Source organism: Sulfitobacter sp. EE-36 (assembly GCF_000152605.1).
In the GTDB taxonomy this organism is placed as follows: Bacteria; Pseudomonadota; Alphaproteobacteria; order Rhodobacterales; family Rhodobacteraceae; genus Sulfitobacter; species Sulfitobacter pontiacus.
Window position 1 is genome coordinate 1,920,452 of sequence record NZ_CH959310.1, and the last position, 21,599, is coordinate 1,942,050.

Consider the following 21,599-nt stretch of genomic DNA (forward strand, 5'->3'; position numbering starts at 1 on the left):
GCCCGCTAAGGCCCCGCTGATCGTTTGGCTTGGAACGGTCCGGTGTTACTTGCCGCCGATGCTGAGGGCAGAGGCCATGCCGGGGGCTTTGGATTCCCCGCCCAGCTTCTCGCGCACACCGGCCTCGATCTTGTCGCCGGTGTCTTTGTCGATGTTGCGCCAGTATTCAAAGGCACGGACGAGCACCTTTTCGCTGACACCGTCGCACAGGTGCCCCACCACGTTCGATACCAGACGCGCGCGGGCATCGGCGTCCATCACCTCGCGGACGAGCTTGCCGGCTTGGCTCCAATCATCGTCATCGGGGCGCAGGGTATAGGCCTGACGCACCATGTCGCCATCGGAATACCACAGGCCCGCTTCATGCTGATGCGGCTGCGCGGAGGGCCCACCGTAGGAGTTGGGCGCATATACCGGATCAGACACTTTTTCAGTCCGGCCCGCGCCGTCTTTCGAATAGCTATGGGTCGGCGAGACGGGCTTATTGACCGGAATCTGTTTGTAGTTGACACCCAGCCGCGCGCGGTGCGCGTCAGCGTAGGAAAAACCCCGCGCCAACAGCATCTTGTCTGGCGACAGACCGACGCCCGGCACCATATTGTTTGGCTCGAACGCGGCCTGTTCGATCTCTGTATGGAAATCAGTGGGGTTGCGGTTCAGGGTCAGCTTGCCGACCTCGATCAGCGGGTAGTCCTCGTGCGGCCAGACCTTGGTCAGATCAAACGGGTTGATGCGATAGGTCTTGGCATCCTCGTAAGGCATGATCTGCCACTTGAGCGTCCAGCTGGGGTAGTTCCCGTCGCGGATGTTGTTGAACAGATCGGCGCGGTGGTAGTCGCCGTTGGTCCCGGCCAGCTTGTCGGCTTCATCCTGGCTAAGGTAGGCATTGCCGTCGCCCTGATCGGTGTGGAAGTGGAACTTGACCCAGAACTTTTCACCCTCGGCGTTGACCAGCGAATAGGTGTGGCTGGAATACCCGTTCATCTCGCGCCAGTTTTTCGGAATGCCACGGTCGCCCATAAGATAGGTCACCTGATGCGCGCTTTCGGGCGAGAGCGTCCAGAAATCCCACTGCATATCGTGGTCGCGCATGTTGTTATCCGCACGGCGCTTCTGGCTGCGGATGAACTGCTGGAACTTGATCGGATCGCGGACAAAGAAGATCGGGGTGTTGTTGCCGACCATGTCAAAGATGCCTTCGTCGGTGTACATCTTGATCGAGAAGCCGCGCGGGTCGCGCCATGTATCCGGGCTGCCGCGTTCGCCTGCAACGGTCGAAAACCGCATCACCACATCGCATTTCGCGCCGGGCTGGAAGATATTCGCCATCGTGTACTTCGACACGTCTTGCGTCGTCTCGAAGGTGCCAAATGCGCCCGAGCCTTTGGCGTGGGGCTGGCGCTCTGGAATACGTTCACGGTTAAAATTCGCCATCTGTTCAAGCAGATAGTGGTCATTCAGCACGATGGGGCCATCGGGGCCAACGGTCAGCGAATGTTCATCGCTTTGAACGCGAATGCCGGCGTCTGTGGTTGTGGGAGGGGTTTGCTTCTTGTCGGTCATCTGTAGCTACTCCTTCAGGGTCCACAGGCAAAACCTGTAGCGTGACGGATGGTTCCCGACCAAATGCGTAAGGAGTTGAATAGAAGTGTGGCCGCTTGGCGCGCTTAATGGGTCGCCGTGTGAAAGCGGATCACCTGCGCGTTATCCGCCGGATCGACAAGGAAATGCCCGCAGACGCCAAAGACCTCGCGCAGTAGGGTTTCGGTCATGATCTCGGAGGGGGTGCCGATGGCGCGCAGCTTGCCATCTTGCAAGACGCAGATCCGGTCGCAAAGGGTGGCTTGGTTCAGGTCGTGCAGGGCGATGATCGCCGTTGTCGGCAAGCGCTGGATCAGCTCAAGGATCGAAAGCTGGTGGCGGATATCCAGATGGTTCGTCGGCTCGTCCAGCAGCAGCACTTGCGGCCTTTGGGCCAGTGCACGGGCGATATGCACGCGCTGTTGTTCACCGCCCGACAGCGTGTGCCAGTGTCGGTCGCCAAACCCCGACAGATCCACATCCGCCAGCGCCTGCGTGACGATGGCGTCGTCCCCTGCGCTCCACCCGCGCAGGGCGGACAACCACGGGGTGCGGCCCAGTTCAACGGCATGGCGCACGGTGATGCGATCTGCGGTATCGGCGTGTTGTTCAACCAGGGCCAGTCGCTGCGCGATATCGCGCTGGCGCATCTTTGCAAGCGGTGCGCCGTCCAGCTCGACCCGCCCGCGCGAGGGTTTCTGAATACCGGCAAGCATATGCAGCAACGTGGATTTGCCCGACCCGTTCGGCCCGATCAGCCCCAGCTTTTCGCCCGGACGCAAGGACAGGGACACGTCATTGACGATGGCGCGGTTGCGCACCCGCCAGCCCAGTTCGTGACAGGACAGAATCATGGCGACGTCCTTTTGCCAATCAGGATCAGTGCAAAGACGGGCGCGCCGACCAAAGCGGTCACCACGCCGATGGGCAGCACTTGGCCCGGTACGATCACTCGCGAGATCACATCGGCAAAGACCAGAAACACCGCCCCCGCCAGTGCGGAAGCAGGCACAAGGATCGCATGACGGTGCCCCACGACGATGCGCATGGCATGGGGGATCACCAGCCCGACAAAGCCGATCGCACCCACCACCGAGACCATCACCGCCGTGACCAGCGCCGCCGTACCGATCAGCAGCAGCTGCACGCGGCGCACCGGAATGCCCAAGGACGCGGCGCTGTCGCTGCCGAAGGTAAAGGCATCCAGCGCGCGGGCGTGCCACAGACAGGCCAGCAGACCGATCATCGCCGCGGGCAGGGCGCTTAGTACATCGGGCCAGCGCACGCCCGACATATTCCCCAAAAGCCAGAACATGATGGCACGGGCCTGTTCGGCATTGGCCGATTTCGTGATCATCAGCGCGGTCAGGGCGTTGAACATCTGGCTGCCCGCAATACCGGCCAGCACGATCACGCCCGCGGCCCGCAGGCCCACACCGCCCCCCGCCGCCTGCGCCAGCAAGGCGACAAAAGCGAAAGCCACCAGCGCCCCGCTGAACGCACCGATAGACAGCGAGATGGCACCACCCCCCAGCCCGAGGATGGTCACTGCAACAGCACCCGTGGACGCCCCCGCAGAGATGCCCAGCAGATAGGGATCCGCCAGTGCATTGCGCAGCAGTGCTTGCAACACGACGCCCGACAGCGCCAGACCGGCGCCACAGCACATCGCCACCACGGCCCGCGCCATGCGGTAGTTCCACACGATGCCCTCGTCGATCTTGTCCACCGCATAGCCCGCGTTCAGCGCCTTGTTGGCCAGCACCTTCAGCACCACCAGCGGCGGGATAGAGACCTCGCCGATGGCCGCACCAAATAGCAGTGCGGCCAGCAGCACCGGCGGGATGATCACCCACCAGTGCCACTGCGGCCTGCGCATCACAGAGCGGTCGATTGCGGTCATTCGGCCAGATCGAAACCGGACAGCGCGTCAGCCATCGTTTCCAGCGCATAGATCGCACGCACGGTGGGGTCCATCGCATGGGCGTCCATGGTGATGATGCGGCCCTCTTTCACCGCGGTCATCTCGCGGGCGACGGGGTCGTTCATCAGGAAGTCGCGCTTTTTCTCGATGTCATCCGCGGGGAAGCGGCGACGGTCCATTTTGGCAAGCACGATGAAGGTCGGGTCGGATTTCGCCAGAGTCTCCCATCCGACCAGCGGCCATTCCTCGGCCGAGGTCACGACGTTTTCAACGCCAAGCTTGTCCATCATATAGGCGGGCACACCCTGTTGACCTGCCACATAAGGGTCCGCCGCCATCTCGGACGACGAGAACCAGAACAGCGCCGAGGTGCCTTGCGGCAGGTTCAGCGATTTGGCTTTCTCGACCGCCTTTGCCTCGCGCGATTGCAGGTCTGCCAGCAGCGTGGCACCGGCGTCTTGCGCGTTGTAGATGCGGGCGAGCTCTTCGATGCTGGTATACAACTGCTGGGTCGTGAACAGTTCAGATCGCGTGCCGTCCGCGCCGACAGAGTTATCCTTGGCCGCGCAATCGGTGGGCATCACATAGGTTGGCACGCCCACCTCGTGAAAGCTGTCGCGGGTGCCGACCATACCTTCGGGGCCGACGTGCCATTCATACATCACGGTGACCAGATCGGGGCGTTTGCCCAACACGCTTTCAAAGCTGGGATCGTTGTCCGCCAACCGTTCAATCGCATCGTTCGTCTCTTTGAACTCTGGCAAAACGGGGCTGAACCAGACAGAGGTTCCCGCGATCCGGTCCTGCTGGCCCAGCAGATACAGGATCTCTGTCGTGGATTGCCCGATGGTCACGGTGGTCTGGGGTGCCGCGTCAAAGCTGAGCGTATGGCCGCAGTTGTCGATCGTCAGCGGATAGTCTGTCTCTGCGCCAAGCGCGGTGCTGCCCGCAAGGCTCGCAATTAGGGTCAGGCTGGAAAAAAATGGTTTCATATCAAGGGCTCCGGTTGGTCCGATGCCGGGGTCTTTGAATAGAAAGAGAAGGGGCCAGCCAAACGGCGCGCGGGCGCATTTTGGTCTGCGCGTAAGGTAAGATCCGGTCCCATCATCATCCTCTCCCGAGCAACCCCGCCCGGTGTTTCAGGTTCAGTGTCGGCAGGTCTCCTGACTGACGGATCGCGGCTGTCCCCGCCTTCCCGGACCTTTAGGCCCAGTGGCATGATGGAGGTAGCTCACCGTCTACAGTTGCGGGGGCAGTTCCGGTTCATCCACACCAAAGGGCGGATGGCGAATTCCCTATTATTTCCCGAAGGAAACCGACCCGGTTTCGATGACAGTTGTCCGCCCACCCGTCAAGTTGCGTTTTTGCGGTCGTCATCGCGTGACAAAGGCAAATAACGCAGGCCACGGTTCCGCAGAACGGACGAGAGGCAAATAACAAACGGATGGAAAACCAAGTGGCAGCCCGTAGGGGAGTCGAACCCCTCTTTTCAGGTTGAAAACCTGACGTCCTAACCGATAGACGAACGGGCCACTTAACTTGTGAGCGCTTCTTTAGGCAAAGCCATCGGCGGGCGCAAGTGCAAGCCGCATGAGAAAGCGGGGAAATACGGCAAAAAAATCACAGATTTTGATGCCGTATTCAAAGGGGCGTATGGCGAGAGGGGATCGTCGCGTGAAAGGCGCGCCGCGCGCGGGATGAGGGCGCGCGTTTCCCTTAGATTTCCCAGTGAAAACCTGTCGCTTTTTCGGAGACGGTCCAGAGTTTCTCCATCACGGGTTTGTCGTAGGCATGGGGGTTCAGCGTGCCTTTGCCAACGGGCCCTCCGGTTTGCAGCCATCCGGTCGGGCCATAAAGCGCGCGCTGCGCCAACCCGTCTTCGGTCGCGCACATGACCTCGGGATACGCGCCTTTTTCGGCGGATTGCACCATTGGCGTCTTGCTCATCATCCACCAGGTGACCCGTGTGAAAAGCCCGCCGCTTGTGCTGATCAGCGAGGTCGCCGACGCGCCGGGGTGGCAGACGTATACCTCAACGCGGCTGTCGGTGGCTTTCAGCCGGTCCTGAAGCTCATAGGCAAACATCATCTGCGCCAGCTTGCTTTGGCTGTAGACCGCGTTGGCGCTATAGTTCTTGTCCCAGTTCATGTCGTCGAACTGGATCGTCTTGATCCCCATGTTGTACCCGAGGCTGGACACCACAACGATCCGGCCCGCGCTTTCCTGAATGCGATCAAACAGCATCCCGCACAGCAGGAAGTGCCCATAGTGGTTGGTGCCAAGCTGGCTTTCGAACCCGTCAACGGTCAGCTGTTGTGTCGGCACCTGCGCGATGGCAGCGTTGCAGATCAGCGCGTCAATCCGGGGAACGGTGCTTTGCACCTCTTCAGCCGCGGCGCGCACGCTGGCCAGATCAGACAGATCCATCCGCACAAAGCTCACCTCGGCGTTGGGACCGAACGTGTCCTTGAGCGTTTTTACCGCGGCGATGGACTTATCGGCGTTGCGGTTCAGCATGACGACTTTTGCCCCCTTGGACAGCAGGATGCGCGTGGCCTGAAAGCCCGCACCGGCGGTCGTGCCGGTGATGAGATATGTTTTCCCCTTGAGCGATCCAAGGCGATCAGGTGTCCAGCCTTTGGGTCCGAAAGTCGTGTCCTTCATCGTCATGTTCCTTTTCGATGTCAGCGCGGCAGCGATGCGCGCTGTGTTTGGTGTTGAAGGGTAAATAGCTCTCGGCTGTCTCTCAAAACAGGCGAGATCGTCGCGAATACTTGCCTGATTGTATCACGCGCTTGCGAAAGGCTGATGTGACGCAGTAGATCGCCCTCATGAGCAAAGACCAGATCAGACAGCTAATCCAGAACAACGCGACCCAAGAGGGGCTGACGGGAACCGGCATTGACGGGGTGCGCCTGTTTCGGGCCACGCAGGCGATTCCGTGCGTGCCGGCGGTCTATGAACCCAGCGTTATTGCTATCGTCAGCGGGGCGAAAGAGGCCGTGCTGGACGGGCACAGGTACATCTATGACGACAGCCGATATATGTGCTGCCCGATGTCGATGCCGGTGAAGGCCGGCACGCCGACCGCCTCTGCCGAAAGCCCGCTCTACGGGGTTATCATTTCGCTCGATAAGCGGATGATGACAGAACTGTCGATGGAGATGGAAAATACCGGCAATGTGATTCCCGAGGTCAAAGGCGGTTTGCGCGCGCAGGGGATCAGGCTGGCCGCTTGGGATGATGCCTTTGCCGACGCGCTGCTGCGTTTGCTGCAATTGGGTGGCAATCCGGCAGATACGGCGATCCTTGGTGAGGCACGGCTGCGCGAGCTTTATTACGCGATCCTGAAGGGGGAGGCAGGGAGTTTTGCCAGACAGGCCTTCGGCGCGGGCAATGCGATTGCACGGTCGATCGCGCATGTATCCTCTCACCTGGACGCGCCGATCTCCATCGATGATATGGCGTCCCGCGCCGGGATGAGCCGCGCCGCCTTTCACCGCAAGTTCAAACAGGTGACGACGATGGCCCCGATCCAGTTTGTCAAATCCATGCGGCTCAATAATGCGGCGATGAAGATCGCAGGCGGCATGTCCGTGAATGAAGCGGCGGTTGATGTGGGATACGTCAGCCCGTCGCAATTCAGTCGCGAATTCAGGCGGATGTACGGGCAATCACCGCGCCAATGGGCGGATGCCCAGCAGTTTCCGGTTGAAATGGGCCAATAAGGGGCTGCCAGCGCCTGTACGTTGGCAACCTCTTATCACGCATCTGGTGGTATGATCAGACGTCTACAACCACCTTGCCGATGGCCTGCCCGCTGGTCAGGCGGTCATAGGCCCCGCCCACCGTATCAAGGCCGAATCTCTGGTCATCAAGCAAGGGCTTCAGCGCCCCTGCGTCCACAATCTCTGCCAGTTTGGTCAGGATCTCCCCCGTGCTTTGCACGGCCTTGGTTGGCAAGCATTGGAAGCAGCATAAAGATGATATGCAGCGACAGCCCTTTGAAGTGCGCAGGGGACAGGTCGATTTCCAGCAGCCCAACGGTCGACGCGATATGGGCGTTCAGGGCGGCGGCCTCGAACGTCGCGTCGCCACCCTAGGCGGTAAGGCTCATGGCTTTCATGGTGGTCATCCTCGCGTGTGTCTGAGGTCCACCTAAAGACTGCCGTGATTTATCTAATCGACCTAATTTTGAGCTCAGTTTTCTGATTATGGATGTAATAGGCGCGCCGCAAACCGCCGTCAGAGATATCAGGGCTTAGCCGTCCAGCCCGCCGCGCTAGATCAAACAGCGCAGAAACAACGGCAAACACATCTCGCCCAAGATCAGGTCGCATTGTCTTTAGAATGTCGGGTAAGGGTACAAGTGGCAGCCCGTAGGGGAGTCGAACCCCTCTTTTCAGGTTGAAAACCTGACGTCCTAACCGATAGACGAACGGGCCACTTAGCTTGTGAGCGCTTCTCTAAGGAATGCGGCGCAGGCGCGCAAGCAGAAATCGAAAGAAAATGAAAAATTTTTACGCAGGTGCCGCATCTTCCAGACGCAGCTGCACCGACTGTCGGCCCCGCCAGGTATTGATGTCCAGACGGCCCGCCAGATGGAACCGTGCACCACCGTGGTTTTCCAGCGCCGGACCAAGCGGGCCGTCAAATGCACCAAAGGCGATGGCGTCCATTTTGGTGTTGTTGCCGTCGCCGAAACTGATCTTGAGGTGGCTTTCACCCACCCGCTTGGCAAAGCGGATCTGCATGTCGGCAAAGGCATATCGCGGGGCAGGGGCACCGGCCCCGAAGGGGCCTGCCTGTTCCACTTGCTGCGCCAGTTCCACCGTCGCGGTGGCGGGCATCAACATGCCGTCCAGCTTCAGGTCTGCCGCGCCGGCCAGATGCGCGCCCTGCTTGGCCAGTAGCTCTGACAGCCGCGCCATGGCGGCGTCCAGCTTGTCTTCGGCCACGGTCAGACCGGCGGCCATCTTATGCCCGCCGCCCTTGATCAGCAGGCCCTCGGCCGCCAGCCGCTGGATCGGCGCGCCCAGATCGATCCCCGAGACAGAGCGGCCAGAGCCTTTGCCGATGCCATCCTCGAACCCGATCACGATCGACGGCCGGTTGGACGCCTCTTTCAAACGCGAGGCGACGATGCCCACCACGCCCGGATGCCAGCCCGCGCCCGAGGCCCAGACCAAAGGCGCGTCAAAGCCGCGGGCCTCTGCCTGATCCAGCGCGGCGGCGCGGACGGCGGTTTCAACATCGCGGCGCTCGGTGTTCAGCAGATCCAGCTTTTCGGCAAGCGACTGCGCCTCATGGGGATCATCGCAGGCCAGTAGCCTTGCCCCCAGATCCGCTTGCCCGATACGCCCGCCCGCGTTGATCCGTGGGCCAAGCAGAAACCCAAGATGATAGGCCGCAGGGGCCGTATCCATCCGCGCCACATCGGCCAAGGCGGCCAGCCCCAATCTGTCGCGCCGCGCCATGACGCGTAGCCCCTGACGCACAAAGGCGCGGTTCACGCCGATCAACGGGGCGACATCGGCCACCGTGGCCAGCCCCACCAGATCCAACAGCGCCATCAGGTCAGGCCCGCGTGCGCCCGCTTCGCGCAGTTGGCGCCCTGCCTCGACCAGCATCAAGAACACCACTGCCGCGGCACAAAGATGCGCCAAGGCACCGTCTTCATCCTGCCGGTTGGGGTTCACCACTGCCAAGGCGTCGGGCAGGGTCTCTCCGCCCAGGTGGTGGTCCAGAATAACGACATCCGCCCCGACCGCCGCGGCCACCGGCCCATGCGACAAGGTCCCGCAGTCAACGCAGACAATCAGATCATGGGACGCCGCCAATTCGGCCATTGCGGCGTCATTGGGGCCATATCCTTCGTCGATCCGGTCCGGCACATAAAGCGTCGCGGCGCAGCCCATCTCGCGCAGCCAGACCAGCAGCAGCGCGGCAGAGCTACCACCATCCACGTCATAATCCGCAAAAACGGCTATCCGCTGACGCGCTTTGACCGCAGCTAGAAAACGGGTCGCGGCTTTCTCCATGTCGCGCAGGGATCGCGGGTCAGGCAGCAGATCGCGCAACGACGGCGCAAGAAACGCCTCGGCCTCTTCCGCTGCCACACCGCGCCGCGCCAGCACCTGACACAGGGCCAGCGGCAGGCTGGTCTGCTGCACCAGAACTTCGGTCGCGCGTTCCACCTCGACACCGGGGCCAACCCAGCGACGCCCCGTCAAAGACGCATCAACACCTAGAAAGCTCATGCATCCCTCTCTTCCAAATGGTCAAAAATCCTCGCCGAAGGCATCCGTCCCTTCCTCCCCACAATGGGCAGGGCAGGGGGGCGGCCGCGCCCCTCGGGGTTACAGATCCTCGATCCGCAGCGCCACGGGATCGCTTGCCAGCACACCGGTTTTCGCCATCGCGGCCAGAGCCTCGTCCAGCGCGGTGCGGCTGCATTTATGGGTGACGATCAAGACGGGTGCCTGATCGCTGCGGTGTTCGGTCTGGCGCATGCGGTCGATGCTGATGCCGGCCTCGCCCAGAACGGTGGCGACTTTGGCCAGGGCACCGGGTTTGTCCAGCAGGCCCATGCGCAGATAGAAGGCGGCGGGGCGCTGCGACAGGGCCGCGGTGGCCGAGGCGAGCGTTGCCGCCTGCTGGCCAAAGACCGGGCCATGCCAGCCGCGTGCGATATCGCAAATGTCCGACAATACGGCGCTGGCGGTTGGGCCTTCGCCGGCACCGGGGCCGCGCAGGACGATCTGCCCGATCGCATCGCCTTCCAGCACGATCATATTGGTCCCGCCCGCGAGTTGCCCCAGCGGAGAGCTGTCGGGCACAAGACAGGGCTGCATGCGCTGTTCCAGCCCGCGGCCGGTCATTTGCGCGACGCCGAGAAGCTTGATCTTGTATCCCATATTCGCGGCAGCCTGAATGTCGTCGATGCTGACGCGCTGGATGCCTTCAATCTCGATCCCGTCGAAATCCACCTGTGTGCCAAACGCGATCGACGACAGGATCGCCAGCTTATGCGCCGCGTCAATCCCGCCGACATCAAGGTTCGGGTCCGCTTCAAGATAGCCAAGCGCCTCGGCCTCTTCGAACAGGGAGTTGTAGCCGTTTCCGGTCTCTTCCATGCGGGTCAGGATATAGTTGCAGGTGCCGTTCATCACGCCCATGACGCGGGTGATCTCGTTCCCGGCAAGGCTTTCCGTCAGCGCCTTGATCACGGGGATGCCCCCGGCCACGGCGGCTTCATAGCGGATCAGGCAGCCCGCGGCTTCGGCTTGTTCGGCCAGCGCCTGACCGTGGATCGCCAGCAGCGCCTTGTTGGCGGTGACCACATCCTTGCCCGAGGCGAGCGCGGCTTCGGTCGCGTCCTTGGCGGGGCCTTCGTCGCCGCCCATCAGTTCGACAAAGACATCCACATCGTCACGTTTTGCCAGTGCGACGGGATCATCTTCCCACGCGTAGCCCGACAATGTCACGCCGCGGTCCTTGTCGCGGCTGCGGGCAGAGACGGCGGTGATGGTGACGGGGCGACCCGTGCGGGCCTCGATCAAGGCAGCCTGCTTGCGGATGATCCGCACCACGCCAACCCCAACGGTGCCCAATCCGGCAATCCCAAGACGAAGCGGTTGTGACATGGTGCAATCCTTTTGGTGGTGCGCGGCAGCGGGCTGCGGCGTTTCGGGGGTTTAGCCGCGATGTAGCCCTTTCCCACCGCGCACGCAACGCGACATTGCATGCGGCTTATTGCAAACCTTGGGACAAACGCTGCTTTTCCGACCCCGACAGAACCGATCCGCGCAAGCGCGCCGCGCGCGCCTGCAACCGTTCGACCCGCGATGTCAGCCCGCTTTCGGTTTGCGGGATGTTCACCTGTCCGGCCTCGGCCTTGGCAAGCAGCGGATCGACCGGCACAAGCGCGGGATAGTCCGAGGCGAGAAGCTCGGGCGTGGCACGGCTGTCAAGCGCGGGAAACTGCGTGCAGGCCGCGGGCAGGGTCAGCGCGGCAAGGCAGAGCGGAAGAAGGATACGGTGCGTCATAGATCAGTCATGCACCAGCGACGGAATTCGCGCAAGCAGGGGTTTGCCTTTGAACATGCGTTCAATTAACCTTTGCCCCATGGCGCGTACAACCGGATCACATTCTGACATCACTCGGCCCAAAATCCGCGCGGCAGCGTTGCGGCTTTTCGCCCGTCACGGCTTTGCTGCCGTGTCCATGCGGGCACTGGCGACGGAGGTCGGGGTGCAGGCGGGCGCATTGTATAATTACACGCCGGACAAGCAGACGCTGTTGTTCAGCCTGTTGCAGGACCATATGAACGACCTGCTTGCGGCCTGTGACAGGGACCCCAGTCAAAGCGCGGTGGATCGCTTGCGCAAATTTGTCGATTTTCACATCCGCTTTCACGCCGACCGCCCGGACGAGGTTTTCATCTCTTATATGGAGCTGCGCAACCTCACGCCCGAGAATTTCGCCGAGGTCGAAGCATTGCGCCGCCAGTATGAAGACCGGCTAGAGACGATCTTGCGAGACGGGGCAGCGGCGGGGGATTTCGCCATCGCGGATACCAAGATCGCGACCTTGGCGGTGATTGCGATGCTGACAGGGGTGAATACGTGGTTTCGCGCCGGCGGACGGCTGTCGCTGGACGAGGTGATCGCGCAATATTGGGATATGGTGCGCAAGTCCGTCACGGCGGGGTAGGCCCCCGCACGTAACGCTGGTTTTCACGGCGCTCAGGGCCGCAGGGCGTTAATCGTCAAAGCCGACGAACCGCGTGACCTCTTCGACGGGGCGGCGGGTAGAGACGACGGCATTGGCCGAAAAATCCTCGTCCGGCCAGCCCATGGCGACGCAGGTCATGATCACCTGATCCTCGGGGATTTGCGCATGTTCACGCACCACAGGCGATTGCATGATGCCCTGACCGTTGATCACGCAGCCCAGACCCTTGCTCCACGCGGCGAGAACAAGACCGTAGGTCACCGCGCCCAGATCGAAATGCGCGATGGTGCCGTTGTCATCCAGCGACTTGTCAAAGCAGACGACGATGGACACCGGCGCGTCAAACTGGCGGAAGCCGCGCATCACCCAATCTTGGCGGCGCTCCTTGTCGTCGCGTTCGATCCCCATAGCGGCAAAGAGCTGTTTCGCGATGCCGACCTGCCGGTCGCGGTGGACACCGGCATAGGCCCCGTGATCGCTGATTTCACGCACCGGCGGCACGCCTTGCAACATACGGGTCGAATTCCCTTCACGGACTTTCTCAAGCGGTTCGCCGGTCAGTACATGCAGATGCCACGGCTGGGTGTTCATCGAGGATGGCGCGCGATTGGCCAGTGCGATGACCTCTTCCAGCAGGGCGCGCGGCACGGGGTCTTTCTTGAAGCCCCGGATGCTGCGCCGTTCCTGCATTGCCTGTTTCAGTTCCATCTTGCCCTCCCGCAAATTTCCTGACGGCTGTCAGACTGTTGTAGTTCCGCGGTGGGGTCAAGCGCGGGTGGGGCCGCGTGCCGCTGCGTCAGATCAGCAGTTCGGCACGTTGACCGCCAGCCCCCCAAGCGAGGTCTCTTTGTACTTTTCAGACATATCCGCACCGGTCTGGCGCATGGTTTCGATGCAGGCGTCCAGCGGCACCAGATGCGTGCCGTCGCCGCGCAGCGCAAGCGACGCGGCGGAGACCGCCTTGATCGCGCCAAGCCCATTGCGTTCGATGCACGGCACCTGCACCAGACCGCGCACGGGGTCGCAGGTCATGCCCAGATGATGTTCCAGCGCGATTTCGGCGGCGTTCTCGATCTGTTGCGGCGTGCCGCCCATCACGGCACAGAGCCCGGCGGCCGACATGGCGGCGGCGCTGCCCACTTCGGCCTGGCAGCCCGCTTCCGCCCCCGAAATCGACGCGTTGAATTTGACCAGCCCGCCGATCGCCGCAGCGGTGAGCAGGAAATCCTCGATATGCGCCTCTGATGCGCCGGGGACGTGATCCAGATAATAGCGCAAGGTCGCGGGCATCACACCCGCCGCGCCGTTGGTGGGGGCGGTGACGACTTGCCCACCGGCGGCGTTTTCCTCGTTCACCGCCATAGCGTAAACGCTCATCCAGTCGTTGATCGTGTGAGGCGCGCGCTGGTTCTGGCCGCGCTCCGACACCAGCGCGTCATGGATCGCCTTGGCGCGGCGTTTGACGTTCAACCCGCCGGGCAGGATGCCATCGGTTTCGAGCCCACGGTTGATGCAATCGTTCATCACCTGCCACAGCCGCTTGGTGCCGTCGCGCAGCTGCGCCGCCCCGCCGCGCGATTCCTCGTTGGCGCGTTTCATCTGGGCGATGCTCTTGCCGGACTCTGCCGCCATTTGCAGCATCTCGGTTGCGGATTTGAACGGGAAGGGCACCGGCGCGCCTTCGTCTGTGTCTTTGCCCGCCGCCAGTTCGGCTTCGGTCATCACGAAGCCGCCGCCGATGGAATAATAGGTCTCGCGCAAGCTTACGTCGCCTTGGGCGTCGGTGGCCATCAGCATCATCCCGTTGGCGTGGCCGTCCAGCTTGGTGTCGTAGTCAAAGATCATATCGGACTTGGGCGCGAAACTTAGCGTGCCAAGGTCTGGCAGGGTGATCGTCTGGGTGCGGTTGATCTCGGCCAGTACCTCTTCGGCGCGGTCATTGTCGTAGTCTTGCGGCGTGAACCCCGCGAGGCCAAGGATCGTCGCGCGGTCCGTGGCGTGGCCCACGCCGGTAAAGGCCAGACTGCCGTGCAGGGACGCGCGCAGGCCCGCGAATTTGAACGGTGAGGCGCGCATCAGGTCCAAAAACCGCGCCGCCGCCACCATCGGCCCCATCGTGTGCGAGGAGGACGGGCCGATGCCCACTTTGAACATATCGAAGACAGAGAGAAACATCAGGTGGCACTTCCTATGGGTGGGGTGGCAAGGTGGGGCGCGGTAAACGGCGTGGGCCCCAGCCCTTCGGCGGTTTGCGCGGCCGCCGTGCAGGGGAGCGTTTCGACCCGAGCGCAAAGCGCGTGCAGATGCGGGGTGGCGCGCAGATCGAACCAGCCGCGATCACGGTTGCGCGGATACAGCGCGCACCAGCGCAACAGCGGGGCGAGGTAAAGCGCAAGCGCGAGGGGCAGCTTATCCGCCGCGGCCCGGTCCTCCAGCCTGCGCAGGTGGGTTTGCAACGCTTGGGTTAGGGTTGTGTGCAGCGCGTCTTGGGCGGCGTTGTCAACGCCCACGTATTTATCAGGGTAAAACAGCATACGCAGGGCAGGGTGCACCGTATTGGCAACGAAAAACAACCACTTGAGGAAATCCGCCCGTGTGGCATCCGTCGCGGCAGGGGCCAGCCCCCCGTGCCGGTCCGCCAGCCACAACAGGATCGCGCCGGTTTCGAACATCGGCCCGTCCGGCGTCTGCAACGCGGGGATCAGCCCGTGCGGGTTCAGCGCCCGATAGGCGGGGGCAGACTGCCCCTGCGCCGCGCGATCGACCAGACAGGTGTCATAGGCCACGCCCTGCGCCTCGAGCGCGAGGCGGATGATCAGGGAGGCATTGTCGGGGGCGTAGTGCAGCGTGTAATCGGTCATAGGCCGGTGGTATCCCATTGCGCCGGAGGCGGGCGATTGAAAACGACCGATCTGCGCGGTTTGCGGTACTCTATCCAGATTATCGGCGCAGAACACCCCCGTGGCACCGTGGCGCAGAGCATGTGTCACCGCCCGCAGGCCACGCGACGCGACGACAATGCGGTTTTGAGGGTCGCGCGCCGGCGCGGCTGCGTCTATAAGGGCGTCGATTAACGAGGAGTCGCTGCCATGACCGGAGAATTGTCACCCATCGATAAGGCCAAATTTGTCGCCGCCAAACGCGCTGCACAATTTGTAGAAGACGGAATGCGCGTCGGATTGGGCACCGGCTCTACCGCCGCGTGGCTGGTGCGCTGCTTGGGCGAGATGGTGCGCGACGACGGCTTGCGGATCAAAGGCGTGCCCACATCGACCCGTACCGCGCAGCTGGCGCGCGAAGTGGGGATCGAGGTGATCAGCCTTGATGAAGCCAAGTGGCTGGACCTGACCATCGATGGCGCGGACGAGTTCGACGGAGAGCTGAACCTGATCAAGGGCGGCGGCGGTGCCTTGCTGCAAGAAAAGATCGTGGCCACCGCCTCCGATCAAATGGTCGTGATTGCCGACATCGGTAAAGAGGTCGAAACACTGGGCGCATTTCCCCTTCCGGTAGAGGTTATTCCCTTTGGCTGGCAGACCACACAAGCGCTTGTCGAAGAGACTTTGGTGTCGATGGACGTGCTGGGGCGCAATTCCACGCTGCGTATGAACGGCGACATCCCCTTCGTGACGGACGAGGGGAACTACATCCTTGACCTGCATCTCAAGCGGATCGGCAACACCCGCCAGATGGCCTTGGTCATGAACCAGATGCCGGGCGTAGTTGAAAACGGGCTATTCATTGATATCTGTGATGCCGTGGTGATCGGCTATGGCGATGGCCGCGTCGAAGTGCGCGACATCAACGAAGGCACTGTTGATCGCGATAAGATGGAGTTTGTCGAGACGGATAACCTGTTCTCCGACCTGAGCGATTAACAAAGAAAGGCCCCGGCCCAGATGAGCGATTTTGATTACGACCTTTTTGTCATTGGTGGCGGTTCCGGCGGCGTGCGCGCCGCGCGTGTTGCGGCGGGCGAATACGGGGCCAAAGTCGCCCTCGCCGAAGAGGACCGCTATGGCGGGACATGCGTGATCCGGGGCTGCGTGCCGAAAAAGCTGATGGTTTTTGCCTCGGGCTACGCCGAGCTGGTGGACGAGGCGCAGTGCTTTGGCTGGGACATCAAGCCGGGCACCTTCGACTGGCACGCGTTCAAGACCCGTTTGAACACGGAACTGGACCGGCTGGAAGGCGTCTATCGCAAGCTCTTGGCCAATTCGGACGTCGATACCTTTGACCAGCGCGCCACGATCAAGGACGCGCATACGGTGCAGCTGGCCAATGGCGAAACCCGCACGGCCAAACACATCTTGCTGGCCACCGGCGGTCGTCCGGTACGCCCTGATGTGCCGAACGCCCAGCTTGGGATCGTGTCGGACGATATCTTCCATCTCGAAAGCCTGCCCAAGTCGATCCTGATTGTAGGTGGCGGCTATATCGGCTGTGAATTCGCCTGTATCCTGAATGGCTTGGGCGTCGAGGTGACGATGTACAACCGCGCGGCACAGATCCTGCGCGGTTTTGATGACGAGGCCCGCGGGCTGATCGCTGAATCGATGACAAATGCAGGCGTCGATATCCACTGCGGCACCAGCATCGTCGAAATGGCGCTGGAATCCGAACATGAGGCGGGCACCATGCCCAGCAACTCTGACGCGGCGATGGGGGCCACGGCTGAGCAATCGAACGAGCTGAACAATTGCGACGCGCGCGCGGGCACGCAGGGGCCGATCTGGGTCAAAGCCTCCAACGGGGCCGAGAAGGTCTTTGATATGGTGCTGTTCGCCACAGGGCGCGCACCGAATACCGATGGCATGGGGCTGGAAGAGGTCGGCGTATCGCTGGGCCGGCGCCATGAGGTCGAAGTCGACGAATACAGCCAGTCGGGCGTCCCGTCGATCTATGCCATCGGCGATGTCACCGACCGCGTGAACCTGACACCTGTTGCGATCCGCGAAGGCATGGCCTTTGTGCAAACCGTCTTTGGTGGCAACCCGACACCCGTGGATCACGACCTGATCCCGTCGGCCGTGTTCACACAGCCCGAATTCGGCACTGTTGGCCTGACAGAAGAGCAAGCGGCAGAGCAGGAACCGGTCGAGATTTATTCGGCGTCGTTCCGGCCCATGCAAACGGCCTTTGCCGAAAAGAACAAACGTGTGATGATGAAGCTGATCGTCAGCAAGGAAACACGCGTCGTTCTGGGGTGCCACATCGTCGCACCGAACGCGGGCGAGCTGATCCAGCTGGTGGGCATTGCCGTGAAGGCGGGGCTGACAAAAGAGCAATTCGACGCGACCTGCGCCGTGCACCCGACCATGTCCGAAGAGCTGGTCACCATGCGCAGTCCGACACGCACTGCTTGAAGTTCGGGCGAATATGCCCAACTCTGCACAAGATAAAACCGCGTAGGCGGTTGGGATAGGGCCGCTGTCGCGGCCATACATAGGGAAGAATTAATGGCTGGAAATACAGGCGGTCCTTGGGGCGGCGGAGGAAACTCAGGCGGTGGGAACAATGGTGGCGACCGCAACCGGCCCGGAGGGCAGCGGCCCACCGGTGGTGGCGGGCGCGGTCCGGGTGGCGACAAAGGTCAGATGCCCGAGATCGACGATCTGGTGAAAAAGGGTCAGGAACAGCTGCGCGTCCTCATGGGCGGCAAAGGCGGCAGCCGAAACTCCGGCGGCTCTGGCGGGAATATGGGCGGCGCAGGCCCCAAGTTCACCCGCGGCACAGTGGGTCTGGGTCTGGTGGCGGCCGCTGTCGTCTGGGGGATGGCAAGCTTTTATACCGTGCGCCCTGAACAGCAGTCGATCGAACTTTTCCTTGGGGAGTTTTCGGGCATCGGGACAGAGGGTCTGAACTTTGCCCCTTGGCCTTTTGTCACTGCCGAAGTCTTTGACGTGACCACCAACCGCGCCGAAACCATTGGCGCAGGACGCGGTGGCGACGACAACGAAGGGCTGATGCTGACCACGGATGAAAACATCGTCGACATCGATTTTCAGGTCGTCTGGAACGTAAAGAACGCCGAGAACTTCAAGTTCTCGCTGCGGGATCCGCAAATGGCGGTGCGTGCGATTTCTGAATCCGCCATGCGCGAGATCATCGCCCAGTCCGAGCTGGCACCGATCCTCAACCGTGACCGTGCCACCATCGAAGCCTCCGCGCGCGAGCTGATCCAGACCACGCTTGATAACCGCGAGACCGGGATCAACATCATCCGCGTCAACTTCAACAAGGTGGATCCGCCCAGCCAGACGGTCACCGTGACGGATGCAAACGGCAACACCACGCAGGAATCCGTCATCGACGCCTTCCGCGACGTGCAAGCCGCCGAACAGGAACGCGATCGGGTGGAACGTCAGGCTGACGCCTACGCCAACCGCCGCACCGCCGAAGCCCGCGGTGAATCCGCCCGCCTGCTGGAAGCAGCCGAAGGGTACCGCGCACGTGTGGTCAACGACGCCGTGGGTGAGGCAAGCCGCTTTGAAGCGGTATTGCAGGAATATGAAGCAGCACCCGATGTGACCCGTCGTCGTCTGTACATCGAAACCATGGAGAAAGTACTGGGAGACGTGGACAAGATCATTCTCGAAAACGGCTCTGACGGAACCGGGCAGGGGGTCGTGCCTTACCTGCCGCTCAATGAACTCCGCAACTCCAACCGAGGATCGAACTGATGCGTAAACTCAATATCCTCATCCCCGTGGTTGTGATCGCAGCCGTTGTCGCCCTGTCGTCGATCTTTATCGTGGACGAACGTGAACGCGCGCTGGTGCTGCGTTTCGGCCAGATCAAACAGGTGCGTGAAGACGCGGGCATCGGGTTCAAAATCCCGCTGCTGGACGAAGTTGTGCGCTACGACGACCGTATCCTGTCGCTTGAAACGCCGATGATCGAGGTCACCCCCGCCGATGACCGTCGTCTCGAAGTGGATGCCTTTGTGCTGTACCGCATCAACAGCGTCCGCCAGTTCCGTCAGGCCCTTGGCACCGACGGTGGCCGTCAGGCTGAAATCCAGTTGAACGGTATTCTTGACGGTCAGATCCGTGCGGTTCTGGGCTCGCAGGGGGTGACCTCCAACACCATCCTGTCGCCCGAACGCTCTGCCCTGATGGACCAGATCCGCGAACGTTCTGATGCGCGTGCGCAGGCGCTTGGTCTGGATGTGGTCGATGTGCGTTTGCGCCAGACCAACCTGCCAGAGCAGAACTTTGACGCGACCCTGCAGCGGATGATCGCTGAACGTGACCGCGAAGCGACCGATGAACGCGCCCGTGGCCGCGAGGCGGCGCAACGTGTCACAGCCCTTGCGGATCGTACCTACGAGGAAATCCTGTCGGAAGCCCGTCGTGACGCCCGTATCACCGAAGGTGAGGCCGACGCCGAGCGGAACAAGATCTTTGCGCAAGCCTATTCCAAGGATGCGGAGTTCTTTGAATTCTACCGCTCGCTCAGCGCTTACGAGCAAGCGTTGAAGGGCGAGAATTCTACCATGGTGATGTCGCCCGACAGCGAGTTCTTCAACTATCTCAAGTCGGACGAAGGCAGCCGCAGCCAACGCGCGACCACCACCACCGGGACCGGCAACTGATCCTATCCACGGTGCATTTTCAAACAGGGGCTGGCAGAAATGCCGGCCCCTGTTTCGTTCGGGGGCATGATCATAGGATCAACGGGATGATGGGCGGCAATTTCGCATAGAAACCGAGGGTCGCGTTGACATGCGCGTGAGGATGACCATCTTTCACCTTGCAGCAGTGGGTTTGCAGATGCACTCTGCCAAGGACACACAAACGGGGTGTATCGCCCCTTATAAAACCGGAGTTGACGAATGCAGCCAAAGGCCGTTTCCCTGTCGCGTACCGACGCAATATCGCCCCAGATCAAATGGTTGATGATGGGTATGCTGGCGCTGGCTTTTGTCCTGATGCAGGCCGTGGTCGCACTGGCCAAACCCGAAAGCCTTGCGCCGCTTGCGGAAAAGATCAGCCCGTCGGTCGTGAATATCACCACCTCCACCACCGTAGAAGGGCGCACCGGCCCCCGTGGCATCGTGCCCGAAGGCTCCCCGTTCGAGGATTTTTTCAAGGAATTCCGTGACCGCAACAATGGTGGCGAAGCCCCCGCGCCACGCAAATCGTCGGCGCTTGGTTCGGGGTTTGTTATCTCTGAAGACGGGTTCGTCGTGACCAACAACCACGTGATCGAAGGCGCCGACGAGATTACCATCGAGTTTTTCACTGGCCTTGAACTGAAGGCCGAAGTCATCGGCACCGACCCCAACACCGATATTGCCCTGCTTAAGGTTGAAGCCCCAAGCGCGCTGCCGTTCGTCAGCTTCGGCGACAGCAATGCCGCCCGCGTTGGTGACTGGGTGCTGGCCATGGGGAACCCGCTGGGGCAGGGGTTTTCCGTCTCGGCCGGTATCGTCTCGGCGCGCAACCGTGCTTTGTCGGGCACCTATGATGACTATATCCAGACGGACGCTGCCATTAACCGCGGCAACTCCGGCGGGCCGTTGTTCAATATGGACGGCGAAGTCATTGGCGTGAACACCGCGATCCTGTCGCCTAACGGCGGCTCCATCGGGATCGGTTTCTCGATGGCGTCGAATGTTGTGACGCGTGTTGTGAACCAGCTTAAGGAATTCGGCGAAACCCGTCGCGGCTGGTTGGGTGTGCGTATTCAGGACGTTACTCAGGATGTGGCCGACGCGATGGGGCTTGCCAAAGCGTCCGGCGCGTTGATCACAGATGTACCGGACGGCCCTGCGAAGGATGCGGGCCTGAAAACCGGTGATGTGATCCTCAGCTTTGCAGGGGTTGAGGTTGAAGACACCCGCGGTCTGGTCCGTCAGGTGGGCAATAGCACCGTCGGGGCCTCGGTCCGCGTGACTGTCCTGCGCGAGGGGAAATCCCAGACGCTCAAGGTCAAGCTGGGCCGCCGCGAAGATGCCGAAGGGGCAGGGGCGTCGGCCTCGGCACCAGAGGATGAGGCAGAGCCCGAAGCGCCTGCGTCAAAGTCGGTGCTTGGTCTGACAATCACGCCGCTGACGGATGATCTGCGCACCGAGCTTGGGGCTGATGATTCAGTCGAGGGTCTGGCCGTGACCGAGGTGGACGAGATGTCGGAAGCCTTCGAGAAAGGCCTGCGTGTCGGGGACATCATCACCGAGGCGGAGCAACAGCCGATCCTGTCCATCACCGATCTGGAGGACCGGATCACCGAGGCCAAAGACGGCGGCCGCAAGTCGTTGTTGCTATTGGTGCGCCGCGCAGGTGACCCGCGCTTTGTGGCCTTGGGTCTGGGCGACTAAACCCACCCCACATCGCTGGAAAAACACTGCCCCCG

The 21,599-nt window shown here is 61.8% G+C and carries 20 protein-coding genes, 2 tRNA genes and 1 riboswitch; of the genes, 8 read left to right on the forward strand and 14 right to left on the reverse strand.

Annotated features, from left to right (window positions below):
- Positions 1-45: 45 nt before the first annotated feature.
- The 6 genes from EE36_RS11820 to EE36_RS11845 all read right to left on the reverse strand — a co-directional run bounded on the left by EE36_RS11820 (position 46) and on the right by EE36_RS11845 (position 6,169).
- The gene (locus tag EE36_RS11820; protein ID WP_005852523.1) at positions 46-1,563 is read right to left on the reverse strand and encodes a catalase; all 1,518 of its coding nucleotides are present in this window, start codon (positions 1,561-1,563) and stop codon (positions 46-48) included.
- 104 nt (positions 1,564-1,667) lie between these two features.
- The gene (locus EE36_RS11825) at positions 1,668-2,435 is read right to left on the reverse strand and encodes an ABC transporter ATP-binding protein (protein WP_005852524.1); all 768 of its coding nucleotides are present in this window, start codon (positions 2,433-2,435) and stop codon (positions 1,668-1,670) included.
- On the reverse strand, positions 2,432-3,460 hold the full coding sequence (locus EE36_RS11830) for an iron ABC transporter permease (RefSeq protein WP_237279937.1): 1,029 nt from the start codon (positions 3,458-3,460) through the stop codon (positions 2,432-2,434). Before EE36_RS11830 ends, EE36_RS11825 begins: the two co-directional genes overlap by 4 nt.
- Positions 3,461-3,480: 20 nt before the next feature.
- Positions 3,481-4,497 carry an ABC transporter substrate-binding protein gene (locus EE36_RS11835; protein ID WP_005852527.1) on the reverse strand — a complete coding sequence of 339 codons (1,017 nt, stop codon included), beginning with the start codon at positions 4,495-4,497 and terminating at the stop codon, positions 3,481-3,483.
- 143 nt (positions 4,498-4,640) lie between these two features.
- Positions 4,641-4,840, reverse strand: a riboswitch (cobalamin riboswitch).
- Positions 4,841-4,962: 122 nt separating this feature from the next.
- Positions 4,963-5,037: transfer RNA gene (locus tag EE36_RS11840), tRNA-Glu, on the reverse strand.
- 184 nt (positions 5,038-5,221) lie between these two features.
- The gene (locus EE36_RS11845) at positions 5,222-6,169 is read right to left on the reverse strand and encodes an SDR family oxidoreductase (RefSeq protein ID WP_005852529.1); all 948 of its coding nucleotides are present in this window, start codon (positions 6,167-6,169) and stop codon (positions 5,222-5,224) included.
- A 167-nt stretch (positions 6,170-6,336) separates the two neighbouring features.
- Between EE36_RS11845 and EE36_RS11850 the strand changes: the two genes are divergently transcribed.
- The gene (locus EE36_RS11850) at positions 6,337-7,233 is read left to right on the forward strand and encodes an AraC family transcriptional regulator (RefSeq protein WP_005852531.1); all 897 of its coding nucleotides are present in this window, start codon (positions 6,337-6,339) and stop codon (positions 7,231-7,233) included.
- 55 nt (positions 7,234-7,288) lie between these two features.
- Here the strand turns inward: EE36_RS11850 and EE36_RS11855 are convergent, their stop codons facing one another.
- The 5 genes from EE36_RS11855 to EE36_RS11875 all read right to left on the reverse strand — a co-directional run bounded on the left by EE36_RS11855 (position 7,289) and on the right by EE36_RS11875 (position 11,554).
- Complete coding sequence (locus tag EE36_RS11855) at positions 7,289-7,468, reverse strand: zinc-binding dehydrogenase (protein ID WP_005852533.1); 180 nt, start codon at positions 7,466-7,468, stop codon at positions 7,289-7,291.
- A gap of 407 nt (positions 7,469-7,875) precedes the next feature.
- Positions 7,876-7,950, reverse strand: a tRNA-Glu gene (locus EE36_RS11860).
- Between the two features lie 75 nt (positions 7,951-8,025).
- Positions 8,026-9,765 carry a single-stranded-DNA-specific exonuclease RecJ gene (gene recJ / locus EE36_RS11865; RefSeq protein WP_005852535.1) on the reverse strand — a complete coding sequence of 580 codons (1,740 nt, stop codon included), beginning with the start codon at positions 9,763-9,765 and terminating at the stop codon, positions 8,026-8,028.
- A 99-nt stretch (positions 9,766-9,864) separates the two neighbouring features.
- A complete protein-coding gene (locus tag EE36_RS11870) occupies positions 9,865-11,151 on the reverse strand; it encodes a homoserine dehydrogenase (RefSeq protein WP_005852537.1) in 1,287 nt (428 codons plus the stop codon).
- 106 nt (positions 11,152-11,257) lie between these two features.
- Positions 11,258-11,554, reverse strand: coding sequence for a hypothetical protein (locus EE36_RS11875; RefSeq protein WP_005852539.1), 297 nt, complete (start codon positions 11,552-11,554; stop codon positions 11,258-11,260).
- 79 nt (positions 11,555-11,633) lie between these two features.
- Between EE36_RS11875 and EE36_RS11880 the strand changes: the two genes are divergently transcribed.
- Entirely contained in the window at positions 11,634-12,221 is a 588-nt protein-coding gene (locus EE36_RS11880; protein WP_005852541.1) for a TetR/AcrR family transcriptional regulator, read from the forward strand.
- A 48-nt stretch (positions 12,222-12,269) separates the two neighbouring features.
- Here the strand turns inward: EE36_RS11880 and EE36_RS11885 are convergent, their stop codons facing one another.
- From EE36_RS11885 to EE36_RS11895, 3 genes are all read right to left on the reverse strand, one after another.
- Positions 12,270-12,950, reverse strand: a complete 681-nt coding sequence (locus tag EE36_RS11885; RefSeq protein ID WP_005852543.1) for a nitroreductase — start codon at positions 12,948-12,950, stop codon at positions 12,270-12,272.
- A gap of 93 nt (positions 12,951-13,043) precedes the next feature.
- Positions 13,044-14,417, reverse strand: coding sequence for an L-serine ammonia-lyase (locus EE36_RS11890; protein WP_005852545.1), 1,374 nt, complete (start codon positions 14,415-14,417; stop codon positions 13,044-13,046).
- Positions 14,417-15,103 (reverse strand): glutathione S-transferase family protein, encoded by a 687-nt coding sequence (locus EE36_RS11895; RefSeq protein WP_005852547.1) that lies wholly within the window; start codon positions 15,101-15,103, stop codon positions 14,417-14,419. The genes EE36_RS11890 and EE36_RS11895 overlap by 1 nt, the downstream gene beginning before the upstream one ends.
- 36 nt (positions 15,104-15,139) lie before the next feature.
- On the opposite strand from EE36_RS11895, the gene EE36_RS17480 reads away from it, so the two are divergent.
- The 6 genes from EE36_RS17480 (at position 15,140) to EE36_RS11920 (ending at position 21,564) form a co-directional block, all read left to right on the forward strand.
- Positions 15,140-15,316 (forward strand): hypothetical protein, encoded by a 177-nt coding sequence (locus EE36_RS17480; protein ID WP_005852549.1) that lies wholly within the window; start codon positions 15,140-15,142, stop codon positions 15,314-15,316.
- A 15-nt stretch (positions 15,317-15,331) separates the two neighbouring features.
- Positions 15,332-16,120: a ribose-5-phosphate isomerase RpiA gene (rpiA, locus tag EE36_RS11900; RefSeq protein WP_005852551.1), complete on the forward strand. Its 789-nt coding sequence runs from the start codon at positions 15,332-15,334 to the stop codon at positions 16,118-16,120.
- A gap of 21 nt (positions 16,121-16,141) precedes the next feature.
- Positions 16,142-17,608, forward strand: coding sequence for an FAD-dependent oxidoreductase (locus EE36_RS11905; RefSeq protein ID WP_005852553.1), 1,467 nt, complete (start codon positions 16,142-16,144; stop codon positions 17,606-17,608).
- 93 nt (positions 17,609-17,701) lie between these two features.
- A complete protein-coding gene (hflK, locus tag EE36_RS11910) occupies positions 17,702-18,925 on the forward strand; it encodes an FtsH protease activity modulator HflK (protein ID WP_198005489.1) in 1,224 nt (407 codons plus the stop codon).
- A complete protein-coding gene (hflC, locus tag EE36_RS11915) occupies positions 18,925-19,839 on the forward strand; it encodes a protease modulator HflC (RefSeq protein ID WP_005852556.1) in 915 nt (304 codons plus the stop codon). The genes hflK and hflC overlap by 1 nt, the downstream gene beginning before the upstream one ends.
- A 240-nt stretch (positions 19,840-20,079) precedes the next feature.
- Complete coding sequence (locus EE36_RS11920; protein ID WP_005852558.1) at positions 20,080-21,564, forward strand: DegQ family serine endoprotease; 1,485 nt, start codon at positions 20,080-20,082, stop codon at positions 21,562-21,564.
- Positions 21,565-21,599 lie beyond the last annotated feature (35 nt).